The sequence below is a fragment of the Rhodococcus spelaei genome (genome assembly GCF_006704125.1).
Lineage (GTDB): Bacteria > Actinomycetota > Actinomycetes > Mycobacteriales > Mycobacteriaceae > Rhodococcus_G > Rhodococcus_G spelaei.
This window is the reverse complement of record NZ_VIGH01000007.1, coordinates 290,346-305,515: the sequence shown is the minus strand read 5'-3', so window position 1 is coordinate 305,515 and position 15,170 is coordinate 290,346. Positions and strand designations below refer to the sequence as shown.

General features: G+C 71.0%; 7 protein-coding genes. 4 read left to right on the top strand and 3 right to left on the bottom strand.

The genetic code is table 11. The features are described 5' to 3' along the window. Nucleotides 1-372: 372 nt before the first annotated feature. The 4 genes from FK531_RS16825 to FK531_RS16810 all read left to right on the top strand — a co-directional run bounded on the left by FK531_RS16825 (nt 373) and on the right by FK531_RS16810 (nt 12,447). The gene (locus tag FK531_RS16825; protein ID WP_142101320.1) at nt 373-9,672 is read left to right on the top strand and encodes a type I polyketide synthase; all 9,300 of its coding nucleotides are present in this window, start codon (nt 373-375) and stop codon (nt 9,670-9,672) included. Next, entirely contained in the window at nt 9,673-10,089 is a 417-nt protein-coding gene (acpS, locus tag FK531_RS16820) for a holo-ACP synthase AcpS (protein ID WP_142101318.1), read from the top strand. It abuts the gene before it with no gap. Nucleotides 10,090-10,328: 239 nt separating this feature from the next. Further along, complete coding sequence (locus tag FK531_RS16815) at nt 10,329-10,862, top strand: MTB12 C-terminal domain-containing protein (RefSeq protein ID WP_142101316.1); 534 nt, start codon at nt 10,329-10,331, stop codon at nt 10,860-10,862. A gap of 7 nt (nt 10,863-10,869) precedes the next feature. Continuing rightward, nucleotides 10,870-12,447: an MFS transporter gene (locus tag FK531_RS16810; RefSeq protein ID WP_142101314.1), complete on the top strand. Its 1,578-nt coding sequence runs from the start codon at nt 10,870-10,872 to the stop codon at nt 12,445-12,447. Between the two features lie 27 nt (nt 12,448-12,474). Here the strand turns inward: FK531_RS16810 and FK531_RS16805 are convergent, their stop codons facing one another. The 3 genes from FK531_RS16805 to FK531_RS16795 form a co-directional block, all read right to left on the bottom strand. Further along, nucleotides 12,475-13,191 (bottom strand): TetR/AcrR family transcriptional regulator, encoded by a 717-nt coding sequence (locus tag FK531_RS16805; protein ID WP_142101312.1) that lies wholly within the window; start codon nt 13,189-13,191, stop codon nt 12,475-12,477. A gap of 106 nt (nt 13,192-13,297) precedes the next feature. Next, nucleotides 13,298-14,086, bottom strand: coding sequence for an ABC transporter permease (locus FK531_RS16800; RefSeq protein WP_246098213.1), 789 nt, complete (start codon nt 14,084-14,086; stop codon nt 13,298-13,300). Beyond that, complete coding sequence (locus FK531_RS16795) at nt 14,083-15,057, bottom strand: ATP-binding cassette domain-containing protein (RefSeq protein ID WP_142101310.1); 975 nt, start codon at nt 15,055-15,057, stop codon at nt 14,083-14,085. The genes FK531_RS16800 and FK531_RS16795 overlap by 4 nt, the downstream gene beginning before the upstream one ends. Nucleotides 15,058-15,170: the final 113 nt, after the last annotated feature.

Sequence of the window (15,170 nt, the reverse complement as noted above, 5' to 3'; positions counted from 1 at the left end):
CCCGTCATGAACTGCCCGGCAACTGTGCGCGCGATTCACCCCAATTGGGGTGAATGCCGCGCACGGGCGGCGGAGTCGCACATAACGGTTTTATAACGATCAACGTGAGGAATTCCTCAGGTTTGCTACTCGCCAGTTTTTCCTTCAGCCAGCGGGTTCGTTTCTTACTCGGGAGTCACTTGGACGGTTGGATTGTGACCTGTATCACGCCTACTACCTGGTAGAACGCTTGGGCAGCCGCGAAACGTGAGGAACTCCTCATGATTCTGTGCGAACCTGATCGCGCCCCCGAAGAACATTCCGTGGACCGCCCATGCGCCCGCGAGAGCGTTGTGACGTCGGTGGGTTCCGACCAGGAGAGGACCATCCAGCGTGACGATCGACGAGAGCACACCACTGGGCAACGGAGACGGCTCCGGAGGGTCCCGGTACGCGCCGGCGCGGCCGACCACGGCCAAGCTGCCGCTGCGCGACCGCCTCCTCGCGGGTGAGCCCTACGCGCTCGCATTCGGCGGCCAGGGTGCCGCCTGGCTCGCCCCCCTCGAGGAACTGATCCGCGACAACGGCCTCGAGCCCGACATGACCGACCTGGTCAACGACGCCGCCGCGATCCTCGCGCCCGTCGCGCAGGACCTGCTGGTGGTCCGCCCGGCCGGCTTCGACCCCATCGGCTGGATCCTCGAGCAGGACGTCGCCGACGAGGACGACGCCCCCGCAGGACCCTCCGCCGCGGCCCTGACCTCCGCCTCGGTCTCCCTGCCCGGCGTGCTGCTCACCCAGCTCGCCGCGCTGCGGTCGCTGCGACTGCAGGGCCTCGACCCGGCGACGACTCCGCCCGCCGCCGTGATCGGCCACTCGCAGGGCCTGGTCGCCGCGGAATCGATCGCCGACGGCGGCACGACCGACGGCGAACTGCTCGCCGTCGCGCAGCTCGTCGGCGCAGCGTCGGTCCTGGTCGGCCGTCGCCGCGGTGTCCTCGGCGGCGCCGAGCGTGCGCCCATGCTCGCGGTCTCCGACGTCGACCCGGCCCGCATGCAGGCGATCGTCGACGAACTCGCCGAGGGACTCGACCCCGACCGCGCCGCCGTGATGGCCATCCGCAACGGGCGCCGCCGCGTGGTCGTGTCCGGTCCGCCCGCGCAGCTCGCCCGGGTGCAGCAGCGCGCCGAGCAGATCGCCGCCGACGAGGCCCGCGACCGCGACGCCAAGAAGCGCGGCGGCGCCGTGTTCGCCCCGGTCTTCGAGCCGCTCGCGGTCGAGGTCGGATTCCACCACCCCGCGCTGCAGGACGCCGTCGACACCGTCGGCGCGTGGGCCGTGCGCTGCGGTCTCGACGCGGACCGCGCCACCCGACTGGCCCGCGCCTGCCTGACCGATCCCGTCGACTGGGTGGCCGCCGTGGACTCCGCGATCGACGCGGGCTCCGCGTGGGTCCTCGACCTGGGCCCCGGCGACCTGCTCACCCGGATGACTGCCGGCGCCCTGCGCGGGCACGGCGTCGGCATCGTCGCCACCGCCACCCGCGGTGGCCAGCGCAGCCTCGTCACCCCCGGTGCCGCACCCGAGGTCGACAAGTCCTGGTCCGAGTTCCGGCCGACGCTGGTCACGCTGCCCGACGGCAAGGTCGCCACCTCGACCGCATTCACCCGGCTGACCGGCCGCTCGCCGATCCTGCTCGCGGGCATGACCCCCACCACCGTCGACGCCAAGATCGTCGCCGCGGCGGCCAATGCCGGCCACTGGGCCGAGCTGGCCGGCGGCGGACAGGTCACCGAGCAGATCTTCGCGGACCGCGTCGCCGAGCTGCAGACCCTGCTCGAGCCGGGTCGCGCGGTGCAGTTCAACTCGCTCTTCCTCGACCCGTACCTGTGGAAGCTGCAGCTGGGTGGCAAGCGCCTGGTGCAGCGGGCTCGTGCGGCGGGCGCGCCCATCGACGGCGTGATCGTCACCGCGGGCATCCCCGAGCTCGACGAGGCCGTCGCGCTGATCGAGGAACTGTCCGAGGCCGGCATCAGCCACGTGGCGTTCAAGCCGGGCACCGTCGCGCAGATCCGCTCGGTCATCCGCATCGCGGCCGAGGTGCCCGACTTCCCGGTGATCGTCCACATCGAGGGCGGCAAGGCCGGTGGCCACCACTCCTGGGAGGACCTCGACGACCTGCTCGTGTCCACCTACGCGGAGCTGCGCGCTCGGCCGAACCTGGTGATCTGCGTCGGCGGCGGCATCGGTACCCCCGAGCGGGCCGCCGACTACCTGACCGGCCGCTGGTCCACCGAGTCCGGCTACCCCGCGATGCCGGTCGACGGCATCCTGGTCGGCACCGCCGCGATGGCCACCCTCGAGGCGACCACCGCGCCCGAGGTCAAGCAGCTGCTCGTCGACACCCCCGGCACCCCGGACTGGGTCGGGGCCGGCACGGCGTCCGGCGGTATGGCCTCGGGCCGTAGCCAGCTCGGCGCCGACATCCACGAGATCGACAACGCGGCGTCCCGTACCGGGCGCCTCCTCGACGAGGTCGCCGGCGACGCCGACGCCGTCGCGCAGCGCCGCGAGGAGATCATCGCCGCGCTCGACGTCACCGCGAAGCCGTACTTCGGCGATGTCGCGACCATGACCTACGAGCGCTGGCTGCGCCGCTACCTGGAGCTGGCCGTCGGCATCGACGCCGCGAAGGAATTCGACTGCGGCACGGACTGGGCGCTGGCCTACGCGGAAGCGACCGAGTCGGTCTGGCTCGACATCACCTGGCGGGACCGCTTCGCCGAGATGCTCCAGCGTGCCGAGGCCCGACTGCACCGCAACGACCGCGGGCCGATCCAGACGCAGTTCACCGACGAGCTGACCCTCGAGCGGCCCGAGGCCGCCCTCTGCGCACTCAAGGCCTCCTACCCGGACGCCTCGACCACCCTGCTGCACCCGGCCGACGTGCCATTCTTCACCTCGCTCTGCAAGATCCCGGGCAAGCCGGTCAACTTCGTCCCCGTCATCGACAAGGACGTGCGCCGCTGGTGGCGGTCCGACTCCCTGTGGCAGGCGCACGACCCGCGCTACTCGGCCGACGAGGTCTGCATCATCCCGGGCACCGTCGCGGTCGCCGGCATCACCGAGGTCGACGAGCCGGTGGGCGCCCTGCTCGACCGGTTCGAGCGCGCCACCACCGACGAGCTGCTCGCCGACGGTGTCGCACCCGCCCCGGTCGCGAGCCGGCGGTCGGCGGACGCCCGCGGGCTGCTCGGCGTCGTGCTGTCGGCGCCGGACGTGCTGTGGGCCGGTCGCCTGACCCGCAACCCGGCGCACCGCCTCGGCGACCTCGCCGAGTGGGCCGTGTCCGACGACGTGTCGACGCACGCCCCGACCGGCGCCACCCTGCGCGCCCTCGATGCCGAGCGCGTCGAGCTGCGGGTGCCGCTGGCCGCCGACCGCGCCGTCACGATCGCGCTGACCGTGCCCGACTCGACCCGCGACGGCGGCGCCCCCGTGGTCACCGAGGCCGACGCCGAGGCCGCGATGTCCGCGCTGCTCGGCGTGGCCGCGGGCCAGGAGCTGCCGACCGTCAAGGCGGACGTCGCACGACTGAACGTCGCGTGGATCCCCGACCTGGTCGCAGACCACGCCGGCGTCACCGCGTCCGGGCTGCCCGACTCGCTGAGCCCCGGCACCTCCGCGGTGCCGGACGTCCTCGTCGGCGCCTGCTGGCCGGCGGTGTTCGCGGTGCTCGGCGCCGCCACCACGACCGACGGCGTGCACACCATCGAGGGCATGCTCGACCTGGTCCACCTCGACCACGCGGTGAACCTGGTCGACGCGGTCCCGACAGACGCCGCGGTGCTCACCGTCAAGGCGGAGGGCGCGTCCGTCGTCGACACCGACCTCGGTCGCGTCGTCGAGGTCCGCGTCGAGGTCGGCGCCATGCGCGGCGAGCAGGGCACCACCGCCCCGGTGTTCGCAACCATGGTGGAGCGCTTCGCGATTCGCGGCCGTACCGGCAAGGCCGAGCTGGCCGACCCGCAGCGTGTGGGAGGGTCGCTGACCGATGCCGCCGTCGACACCCCGCGTCGGCGCCGCCGCCAGACCACGATCGTCGCGCCCCGTCACATGGCCGCGTTCGCGCGGGTCTCGGGCGACCACAACCCCATTCACACTTCCGACGCGGCCGCGCTGCTCGCCGGTCTCGGCGCCCCGATCGTGCACGGCATGTGGCTCTCGGCCGCGGCCCAGCAGGTCGTGACCGCCGTCGACCCGGCGGCCACGGTGCCGCCGCGCCGGCTGACCGCGTGGACCGCCCGTTTCCTCGGGATGGTCCGTCCGGGCGCCGAGATCGACGTCCGCGTCGACCGGATCGCCCACGACCGCGGCGCGGAGATCGTCGAGGTCGGGTGCCGGGTGGACGGCGAGTTGGTGATGGTCGCCTCCGGCCGCACCGCCGCCCCGAAGACCGTGTACGCGTTCCCCGGTCAGGGCATCCAGCGTCCCGGCATGGGGCTCGACGCCCGCTCGCGTTCCAAGGCCGCCCGCGACATCTGGGACCGTGCCGACAAGCACACCCGCGCTGCCCTCGGCTTCTCGATCCTCGCGGTGGTGCGCGACAACCCGACCGTCGTCAAGGCGCGCGGCATCGAGCACCGGCACCCGGACGGGGTGCTGCACCTGACCCAGTTCACCCAGGTCGCGATGGCCACCCTCGGCGTCGCGCAGGTCGCGGAGCTGCGGGAGTCCGGCGCCTTCGTCGAGGACTCCTACCTGGCCGGCCACTCGGTCGGCGAGTACAACGCGCTCGCCGCGGTCGCCGGTGTGCTGCCGCTCGAGGCGGTGCTCGAGGTGGTGTTCCAGCGCGGTTCCGCCATGCATGCGCTGGTGCCGCGTGACGCCGCGGGCCGCTCGAACTACCGGCTGGCCGCGATCCGGCCGTCGCAGATCGGTGTCGCCGACGAGGACCTCGCGCAGTTCGTGGCGGACGTCGCCGCGGAGTCCGGTGAGTTCCTCGAGATCGTGAACCTCAACCTGCGCGGATCGCAGTACGCGATCGCGGGCACGGTCGCGGGACTCGACGCGCTCGAAGCCGAGATCGACGTGCGCCGTGAGGCTTTCGGTGGCAAGCGCGCCTACATCCAGATCCCCGGCATCGACGTGCCGTTCCACTCGACCGTCCTGCGCGGCGGCGTCGACGACTTCCGCGAGCGGCTGCTCAAGCTGCTGCCCGAGGAGATCGACCCGGCCATCCTGATCGGCCGCTACATCCCGAACCTGGTGCCCAAGCCGTTCAACCTGGGCCGCGACTTCATCCAGGAGATCGCGGACCTGGTGCCGTCGCAGCAGCTGTCCGACGTGCTCGCCGACTTCGACTCCTGGGCGGCGAAGCCGGTCGCGCTGACCCGTGTGGTCCTCGCCGAGCTGCTGGCCTGGCAGTTCGCGAGCCCGGTGCGCTGGATCGAGACCCAGGACCTGCTCTTCGCCGACGAGTCCGACGGCGGGCTCGGCATCGAGCGGTTCGTCGAGATCGGCCTCGGCGCGGTTCCGACCGTGGCGAACCTGGCGTCGCAGACCCTCAAGCTGCCCGGTCGTTTCGGCAACCCGGTGGAGGTGCTCAACATCGAGCGCGAGGCGGGCGTGGTGTTCTGCACGGACACCGACCCGGCGCCGGTCGAGGATGACGAGCCGGTCGCAGAGGCGGTGTCGGAGGCACCCGCTGCGGCGGCCGCACCCGTCGCGGCCCCCGCGGCACCGTCCGGCGGCCCCCGCCCCGACGACATCGCGTTCTCGGCGTCCGACGCCACCGCCGTGCTGATCGGACTGTGGACCAAGCTGCGTCCCGACCAGATCGGTCCGGCCGACACCATCGAGGCGCTGTGCGACGGCGTGTCCTCGCGCCGCAACCAGCTGCTCGTGGACCTCGGCGCGGAGCTCTCGCTCGGCGCGATCGACGGCGCCGCAGACGCGGACATGGGTTCGCTCGCGGTGACCGTCAACAAGCTGGCTCGCACCTACAAGCCGTTCGGGCCGGTGCTCACCGATTCGCTGAACGACCACCTGCGCAAGGTGTTCGGGCCCTCGGGCAAGCGACCGGCCGCCATCGCGGAGCGGGTCGCCAAGGTCTGGGAGCTCGGCGCGGGTTGGGCCAGCCACGTCACCGCCGAGGTGGCGCTCGGCACCCGCGACGGGTCCAGCGTGCGCGGCGGCGCGATGGGCGGTCTGCACGAGGGTGCGCTGTCCGACGGCGGTGCGGTGGACGCGGTGATCGACGCGGCCGTGCAGTCCGTGGCCGCGCGCCGCGGGGTCGCGGTGTCGATGCCGGCGGCGGGTGGCGGTGCCGGCGGCACCGTCGACGCGGCAGCGCTCGGTGAGTTCACCGAGCACATCACCGGACGCGACGGCGTGCTCGCCTCGGCGGCCCGGCTGGTGCTCGAGCAGCTCGGCCTGACCGACGAGGTCTCGACCGCGTTCTCCGACAACGACACCGAACTGGTGGACCTGGTGTCCGCCGAACTCGGTTCGGACTGGCCGCGTCTGGTCGCGCCGGCGTTCGACGCCCGCAGGGCGGTACTGATCGACGACCGCTGGGCCACCGCCCGTGAGGACCTGGCGCGGCTGTGGATCGGCGACCACGCCACGGTCGTCTCGGTGACCGAGGCCGATTTCACCGGGGCCGGTGGCGCCGTTGCCGCCCATGCCGACTGGTGGCGCAAGCGGGCGGAGTCCGAGGGCCGCGAGGATCTGGTCGGCGCCTACGCCGGCATTGCCGCGGCGGCCGCGGTCGCCGACGAGGAGCCCGGGGTGTGGGCCGACCAGGTGGCCGTCGTCACCGGCGCCAGCAAGGGCTCCATCGCGGCCTCGGTGGCCGGCAACCTGCTGCGCGGCGGCGCGACCGTCTTCGTGACCACCTCGCGGCTCGACTCGGAGCGACTCGGCTTCTACCGGAAGCTGTACCGCGCCAACGCCCGTGCCGGTGCCGCGCTGTGGGTGGTGCCCGCGAACATGGCCTCCTACGCGGACGTCGACGCGCTGATCTCCTGGATCGGCGAGGAGCAGACCGAGACCGCGGGCGGCGCCAAGAAACTGGTCAAGGAAGCCGTCACCCCGACCCTGCTGTTCCCATTCGCCGCGCCCCGAGTCGGCGGCGAGCTCTCCGACGCCGGCGCACGCGCCGAGATGGAGATGCGGGTGCTCCTGTGGTCGGTCGAGCGGCTGATCGGCGGACTGTCGAAGATCGGCTACGACCGTGACGTCGACACCCACCTGCACGTGGTGCTGCCCGGTTCGCCGAACCGCGGACTCTTCGGCGGCGACGGTGCCTACGGCGAGTCGAAGGCCGCGCTCGACGCGGTGGTCACGCGCTGGAAGGCCGAGCGCACCTGGGCCGAGCGGGTCACGTTGGTGCACGCGCTGATCGGCTGGGTGCGCGGCACCGGGCTGATGGGCGGCAACGACCCGATGGTCGAGGCGGTCGAGGCCAAGGGCGTGCGGACCTGGTCCACCGACGAGATGGCGGCCCAGATGCTCGAGAGCTGCGCGCCCGCGGTCCGGGAGCAGGCGGCGACCGCGCCGGTGGAGGTGGACCTGACCGGCGGCCTCGCGGAGGTCCGGCTGGACCTGGTGGCCCTCGCGAAGGACGCCGCGGAGGCCGAGAAGGCCGCGGCGGCAGCCGAACCCGAGGACGACGCGGCCGACACCGTGGATGCGCTGCCCGCGCCCCCGCGGCTCGTGGACGCACTGCCCGCACCGGTGTGGCCGGAGTTGGACGTCAACCCGTCCGACCTGGTCGTCATCGTCGGCGCCGGCGAGCTCGGCCCGTACGGCTCCTCCCGGACGCGTTTCGAGATGGAGGTCGACGAGCAGCTGTCGGCGGCCGGTGTACTCGAGCTGGCGTGGAACACCGGACTGGTCTCCTGGGAGGCCGACCCGGTCGCCGGCTGGTACGACGCCGAGACCGGTGAGTTGGTGCCGGAGGCCGAGATCGCCGATCGCTACCACGACGCCGTCGTCGAGCGGTGCGGCATCCGCACCTACGTCGACGAGGGCGCCATGGTGGACAACACCATGCCGCTGATGACGTCGGTGTTCCTGGACAACGACCTGACCTTCGTGGTCGGCTCCGAGGCGGAGGCCCGCGCCTTCGTCGACTCCGACCCCGAGCACACCGTCGCGGCGGCGGTCCCGGACAGCGGCGACTGGCAGGTCACCCGCCGGGCCGGCACCGAGATCCGGGTGCCGCGCAAGGCGAAGCTTTCGCGGACCGTCGGCGGCCAGATCCCGACCGGGTTCGACGTCACCAAGTGGGGCATCCCCGCGGACATGGCCGGGTCGGTCGACCGGGTCGGTCTGTGGAACCTGGTCACGACGGTGGACGCGTTCCTCACCGGCGGGTTCACCCCGTCGGAGCTGCTGCGCTGGGTGCACCCGTCGACGGTGGCGAACACGCAGGGCACCGGCATGGGCGGCATGACCTCGATGCGCTCGCTCTACATCGACACCCTGCTCGGGGAGTCCCGCGCCAACGACATCCTGCAGGAGGCGCTGCCGAACGTCATTGCCGCGCACGTGGTGCAGTCGTACGTCGGCGGCTACGGCGCGATGGTGCACCCGGTCGCGGCCTGCGCCACGGCGGCGGTGTCCGTCGAGGAGGGCGTGGACAAGATCCGGCTCGGCAAGGCGCAGCTGGTGGTCGCCGGCGGGTTCGACGACCTCGGCATCGAGGGCATCGTCGGCTTCGGCGACATGTCCGCGACGGCGAAGTCGGAGGACATGGCGGCCAAGGGCATCGATGAGCGCCGCTACTCGCGGGCCAACGACCGTAGGCGCGGCGGGTTCGTCGAGTCGGCGGGCGGCGGCACCATCCTGCTGGCGCGCGGCGACCTGGCGCTCGAGATGGGTCTGCCGGTGCTCGGTGTGGTGGCCTGGGCGGGCTCGTTCGCCGACGGTGTGCACACCTCGATCCCGGCCCCCGGTATCGGCGCGCTCGGCGCCGGTCGTGGCGGGCAGGACTCGCAGCTGGCCCTGTCGCTCAACGCACTCGGCGTCACCGCGGACGACATCTCGGTGGTGTCCAAGCACGACACCTCCACGGCCGCAAACGATCCCAACGAGGCCGAGCTGCACGAGCGGCTCGCGGCGGCGCTGGGTCGCAGCGAGGGCGCGCCGCTGTTCGTCATCTCGCAGAAGTCGCTGACCGGTCACGCCAAGGGTGGCGCCGCGGCGTTCCAGCTGATCGGCCTGTGCCAGGTGCTCGGGCAGGGTGTCATCCCGCCGAACCGCAGCCTGGACTGCGTCGACGACAAGATGGCCGAGTTCTCACACCTGGTGTGGGCGCGTGAGCCGCTTCGGTTCGGCGAGCAGTTCCCGCTCAAGGCGGGCCTGCTCACCAGCCTCGGCTTCGGCCACGTGTCCGGGCTGATCGCGGTCGTGCACCCGCAGGCGTTCGTCGAGTCGATCCCCGCCGAGAAGCGGGACGAGTACCTCGAGCGGTCGCAGCAGCGCACGATCGAGGGGCAGCGTCGCCTCGCGTCGGCGATGTGCGGTGGCGCGGACCTCTACGAGCGGCCCGCCGACCGTCGCTTCGGCGGCGACGCCGTGCCGGCGAAGGCGGCCCGCCAGCTCGAGGCGGACGTCCTGCTCACCGAGGACGCGCGCCTCGGCGACGACGAGGTCTACCGCTCCGGACTGCCGGGGTGCCAGTAGATGGCCATCCTGGGAATCGGTTTCGACCTGGTCACCGTCTCCGAGTTCGAGGAGCAGCTGTCCCGGCCGGGCACGGCGATGAAGTCGAGCTTCCGGCCGGGGGAGCGGCGGTACTGCGAGTCCAAGAGCACCGACCCGGCGCGGCACTACGCCGTCCGGTGGGCGGCGAAGGAGGCCGTGATCAAGGCGTGGGCGGCATCCCGATTCGCCCGTCCGCCGGCGGTCGGGGACAACGCCTACGTGCAGATCGAGGTGGTCAACGACGCCTGGGGTCGGCCGTCGATCAAGCTGCACGACGAGGCCGCGGAGTTCCTGCCGGGCGCGATCATTCACCTGTCGCTGACCCACGACGGTGACATGGCCGGGGCGATGGTCGTGATCGAGGAGCCGGACATCGTGGTCCCCCTCGGGAACTGACACCGCCCGGGTCTCCGGGTTCGGAACGGGCCGTTCGATGCCACTACGGCATCGGACGGCCCGTTTTCGCATGCCCGGACCTCGCCCGCCCCTCGAGCAAGATGGCCCAAGGACCGGACAGCGCGCGGACATCGGCGTAGAACGTAAGACGAGGCTGTTCGACGTTCTGTCGATGAAACCAATGGTGGGCGCCTCCGGCACGCGTCGTCGCCAGTCAGCGTCCTCCGGAAGGGCGCATCATGCTCGAATCGACACGGCAACACCCGACACGTCGACCCACTCCGGTCGGCGCGGCGGCGGTCCTCGGATTCGCCGCAGTGCTCGCCCTCGTCCTGGGTGGGTGCGGCTCGAACGACAACACCACCTCCGGCACCGCCCCCACCTCGACTACCGCAACCGGCGACGCCCATGCCGCCGTGACCAACGCGTTCGTCGCGTTCTTCTCGGGGGACACCCCGGGGGCCGAGAAGATCACGCTGGTCCAGAACGGTCAGGCATTCGCGGACACCATCAACGCCCAGGCCGGCTCTCCGATGGCGAAGGGCACCACCGCGACCGTCTCGACAGTCGACCTGGACGCGCCCGGCCACGCGACCGTCACCTACACCGTCCTGATCGACGGCAAGCCCGTCCTGCCGGACCAGATGGGCGAGGCGGTCGACGTGGACGGCAGCTGGAAGGTCGCGCAGACCACGTTCTGCGCGCTGCTGACCCTCGAGGGCAACCCGCCGCCGGTGTGCGCGGTGCCGACCACCGCCGCAGCGCCGAGCTGAGGTTCGCGTGACCTCCGACGCCGCCACGCGGGTGGGCGCGGCGGCGAAGCCCCGGATCGCGCTCGCGACCGTCTGTGCGGTGCTGTTCCTGACCTTCCTCGACACCACGATCGTGAGCGTGACCCTCGGCAGCGTGCAGTCCGACCTGCACGCCGGGGTTATCTCGCTGCAGTGGGTGGTCAACGCGTACACGCTGGTCTTCGCGAGCCTGATGCTCACGGCCGGCTCGCTCGGCGACCGGTGGGGCCGTCAGCGCGTGATGGTCGCCGGCATGGTCGTCTTCTGCGCTGGTTCCGCGGTGTCGGCGCTGGCCCCGACCGTCGCGATGCTGATCGTCGGGCGGGCCGTGATGGGCGTCGGTGCCGCCGCATCCGAACCCGGCACGCTCTCGGTGATCCGGCACATCTACCCCGACCGGGCCGACCGCGCGAAGGCGCTCGGCGCGTGGGCGGGAGTGTCCGGGCTCGCGTTGGCGCTCGGTCCCGTGATCGGTGGCCTGCTGGTGGGCGCGTTCGACTGGCGTGCGGTGTTCTGGTTCAACCTCGCGCTCGGCGCGGTGCTGTTCGTGGCGGCGGTCCGGTTCGTCCCGGACAGTTCCGATCGGCAACCCGGACCGCTCGATCTGGCCGGCTTCGTGCTCGGTTCGACGTTCCTCGGCTGCGTCATCTACGCGGGTATCTCCGGCGAGAGCGTCGGGTACGGCGCGACGTCGGTGGTGACGTTGTTCGTGGTGGGCGGTCTTGCACTGGTCGCGTTCGTCGCGGTGGAGATGCGGGTGCGCAACCCGATGCTCAACTTCCGGTTCCTGCGACCGCCGATGGTGCGCAGCGCGCTGATCGTCGCGTTCGCCGTCTATTTCGGGGTCTTCTCGATCTTCTTCTTCACCGCGTTGTATTTGCAGGAGGTGGTCGACTACTCCGGAATGCGCACGGCCGCAGTCTTTTCGCCGATGGCGGTGGCGATCGTGGCCGGCTCGGTGGCGTGCGGCTTCTGGGTGGCACGCAGTACCGCGGCAGTGCCGATGGTCGTGGGATGCGTGCTCGGTGGCGTCGGGATCCTGTTGACGCGAGCATGTCTGGGGGAGAATCCCTCGTTCACGCTGCTGGCCCTGGCGCTGACGGTAGCGGGGCTCGGATTCGGGATCGCGGTGGTGCCGTTGACCTCCGCGGTACTGACGGGGGTACCGGCCGCGCACTCGGGCATGGCCGCGGCCGCGACGAACACCATGCGTCAGGTGGGGGCGGTGGTGGGGGTCGCGGCGCTCGGCGCCCTGGTGAACGCGCACCTGACCACCGATCTGACCGGCAGGCTGAACCAACTCGCCGTCCCGGTGAACTTCCAGTCCATCATCATCGACGCCATCGAGAAGGGCACGGTGCCCGCGGGCGGAGACGCGTCGGCGTCGGCGGCGTACGGACCGATCGTCGACAAGGTCATCCATGCCACCTACGCGGCGTTTCACGCCGGACTCGACACCGCACTGCTGGTGTCGGCGGTCATGATCTTCGTCGCGGCGGCGGTCACCGTCGTCGCGACACTGCGTGCGTCCACCCACGGCGGCTACGACGAGATTCCGGCGTCGTGACGGTGGGTGACCCGTCGCGGCGTCCGTTCAGCCGGACCGCGATTCCTTCTCCGCGACGAGCAGGTACGCGACCATCAACCGTTTGAGTTCGTCGACGGCGTCGGCATGCGACTGGCCGTCCTGGACCGAGAAGTTGAGCATCGAGTACACGACGTGCACCAGCACCTCGGCCATCATGATCCGGCGGTCGCGCTCGGTGCGAGGGGTGAGCGGGGCCAGCATCAACGCGATCTGCCCGGCCAGCGCCTTCTCCTGGATCTTGCCGGTCGCGCGAGTGGAGGGGGTGGACTGCATCGCCAGCCACACCTCCCGCCGCGACGGGTCCGAGGTCCAGAGCTTCGCGAGGTGGTCGACGAAGTTGTTGAGGAACCGCAGCCAGTCCAGCGACGGGACCTCGCCGTTGAACTGCTCGAGTTCGTCGTGCACGGACGTGAAGTCCTGCCGGTTCAGCTCGCACACTATGACGTACTTGTTGGCGAAGAACTGGTACAGCGTGCCGATCGGGACGTCCGCGCGGGAGGCGACCTCCTCGCAGGTGAACGACTCGAAGCCGACGTCGGTGAGCAGTTCCCTCGACGAGGCCAGGAGTGCGTCGAACTTGCGACGGCTGCGCTCCTGGGTGGGCCGCTTGCGGGGTAGCAGTTCCTGCGGGGCGTCGTCGGTCCCCGCCGACAGCGCATCCGGGTCGCCGGTCCCCGCCGACAGGGCCGGGTCCGCGCGGCGCGAGGCTCGACTACTGGTCATGGCGTCCACCAGTCCAGGTTAGCCGCCACAGGTACCGGATTCGACGAACCCCCGACTTCGGTGTTTCTCCGAGTACCGGATACCTGCGGGCGCCGGGTTGCCCGGGTCAGGCGGCGACGCGGCGGCGGTAGAGCACCGTGGACCAGGCGAACCCGATTACCGTGATCGCCGCGCACCAGCCCAGGGCGAGCCACGCACTGTTGCCGATCTCGGTGCCCATCAGCAGCCCGCGGACGGTCTCGATGATCGGGGTGACCGGCTGGTTCTCGGCGAACCACTGCAGCCACGACGGCATTGAGTCGGCAGGAACGAACGCGCTGCTGACGTACGGCACGAACATGATCACGAAGGTGAAACCGCTCGCCGCCTCCGGATTCTTCGCGAGCAGTCCCAGTGCCGTGGACAGGTAGGACAGTCCGAAGATGAAGGCGCCGATCACCCCGACCACCCCGAGCCACCTCAGCGGGTCACTGGTCGGGCGAAAGCCCATCAGCAGCGCGACCGCGATGACGATCGCGGTGGTGGCGAGGTTGCGCACCACGCTGACCAGTACGTGCCCGGTCAGGAAGGACGACTGCGCGATCGGCAGCGTGCGGAAGCGGTCGATGATGCCCTCGGTCATGTCGGTGGACACGCTGACCGCGGTGGTCGAGGCGCCGAATGCCGCGCACAGCAGGATGATTCCGGGAACGACGTAGTTGATGTAGTCGGTGCCGGTGTTGATCGCGCCGCCGAAGACGTAGACGAACAGCAGCATCAGCATGATCGGCAGCGCCACCGCCATCAGCATGGTGTCGGGGCTGCGCAGGACGTGTTTGAGGTTGCGGCGCAGCATCACCGCGGAATCGGCTGCGACAGAAGTGAATTCGCTGTGTGTGACGGTGCGGGTGCTCATCGGACTGCTGCTTTCGTCGAGTCGGAACCGGTGGCGCGGGGTGCACCGGTGAGGGCGAAGAAGACGTCGTCCAGGTCGGGGGTGTGCAGCGCGAACTGCTCGACCGAGAGTTCGGGGGAGTCGATCCGGTCGAGCAGCGTCTTGAGGGAGGCGATACTGCCGTCGGTCGGCACCTCGACGGTCAGGGTGCCGGCGTCGGTGACAGCCCCGGGCAGCGCGACAGCGGCCCGGTCGAACTGCGTGCGGTCGGCGAACTGAAGTTCCACGTGTCCGCCGTTGACCAGCTTCTTGAGCTCGGTGGGGGTGCCCTCGGCCACGATTGCGCCGCCGTCGATGACGGCGATGCGGTCCGCCAGTTCGTCGGCCTCCTCGAGGTACTGCGTGGTCAGGAAGATGGTCACCCCGCCGTCGGCGAGTTCGCGGATGACGGACCACATCTCGCGACGGCTGCGCGGATCGAGTCCGGTGGTCGGCTCGTCGAGGAAGACGACCTGCGGGTGCGCGACCAGGCTCATGGCCAGGTCCAGTCGGCGCGCCATGCCGCCCGAGTACGTCTCGGCCCGGCGGTCGGCCGCACCGACGAGATCGAATCGGTCCAGCAGTTCCGCCGTGCGGCGGCGTGATTCGGTCCGGCCGAGGTGGTTGAGTTCGGCGACGAGCATGAGGTTCTCGCGGCCGGTCAGCACCTTGTCGACCGCCGCGTACTGGCCGGTGACGCTGATGCTGCGGCGCACCGACTGCGCTGCGCCGGGCAGCGAGTGCCCGGCGACGGTCACCTGGCCGGAGTCGAAGGGCAGCAGCGTGGACAGGATGCGGACGGTGGTGGTCTTGCCTGCGCCGTTCGCGCCGAGCAGGGCGAAGATCCGGCCGACAGGCACGTGCAGGTCGAGTCCGTCGAGGACCAGGTGGTCGCCGTACTTCTTGGTGAGGCCGTGGACGCGGATCGCGTCTCCGGGTTCGTCGTGGTTCATCGATGTTCTCCGATCGCTTCGAGGTTCAGTCACTTCGAGTTCGAGCTCGCTGCATGTCCAGAACTGTGTATGTCATATACTTCGGTTTATAAGGTACACAGTTTTAGGATGAG

What these genes read in the sequence shown, in the direction of transcription:
- acpS (WP_142101318.1), top strand. Translation starts at nt 9,673, where the DNA reads ATGGCCATCCTGGGAATCGGTTTCGACCTGGTCACCGTCTCCGAGTTC.
- FK531_RS16815 (WP_142101316.1), top strand. Translation starts at nt 10,329, where the DNA reads ATGCTCGAATCGACACGGCAACACCCGACACGTCGACCCACTCCGGTC.
- FK531_RS16805 (WP_142101312.1), bottom strand. Translation starts at nt 13,191, where the DNA reads ATGACCAGTAGTCGAGCCTCGCGCCGCGCGGACCCGGCCCTGTCGGCG.
- FK531_RS16800 (WP_246098213.1), bottom strand. Translation starts at nt 14,086, where the DNA reads ATGAGCACCCGCACCGTCACACACAGCGAATTCACTTCTGTCGCAGCC.
- FK531_RS16795 (WP_142101310.1), bottom strand. Translation starts at nt 15,057, where the DNA reads ATGAACCACGACGAACCCGGAGACGCGATCCGCGTCCACGGCCTCACC.